1 rRNA gene is annotated in these 629 nt (G+C 54.9%); it reads right to left on the bottom strand.

The features are described from left to right. Nucleotides 1-629, bottom strand: a 23S ribosomal RNA gene (locus tag C475_RS24145); the annotation flags it as partial.

Below are 629 nucleotides of genomic sequence, written 5' to 3'. Positions count from 1 at the left end.
TTAACCTGCTTCCCATTTCGTCTCATTCGAATTACGGTGAGACTTAGGACCGGCTAACCCTCAGCTGACGAACAGTGCTGAGGAACCCTAGCTCTTTTGGCCGTCAGGATTCGCACCCGACTGTCGCTACTACTATGACCAGGATTTTCGTTTCAAATCGGTCCACACGAACTCTCGGCCGTGCTTCCACCCGATCAGAACGCCGACCTACACAATTGCTCTGTNAGTCACTGCGACCTGCCTCTTCCCGAGGCAGGCATCCCTTCTTCCGAAGGTACGGGACTAGATTGCCGAATTCCCTAACGTCGATTGATCCCGACAGGCCTTGGCTTTCTCCGCCATGAGCACCTGTGTCGGTTCTCGGTACGGACACTGTCATCGTCTTTTCACGGGCCCCAGGCTAGCCTGACTTTCGCTATCCTACCGTTCGTCCGCTTCGTGCCATTACGGCTTCCACGGAGTTGGATAGTTCGACCGGGCGATTGCCCGGCTCAGGTGAACCCAAGGCGTCGACTTTTAGTTGACAGCGGCGCAGGAATGTTAACCTGCTTCCCATTTCGTCTCATTCGAATTACGGTGAGACTTAGGACCGGCTAACCCTCAGCTGACGAACAGTGCTGAGGAACCCT

The organism is Halosimplex carlsbadense 2-9-1, assembly GCF_000337455.1.
In the GTDB taxonomy this organism is placed as follows: Archaea; Halobacteriota; Halobacteria; order Halobacteriales; family Haloarculaceae; genus Halosimplex; species Halosimplex carlsbadense.
The sequence above is the reverse complement of the archived record's forward strand: the minus strand, read 5'-3'. Positions and strand labels throughout refer to the sequence as shown.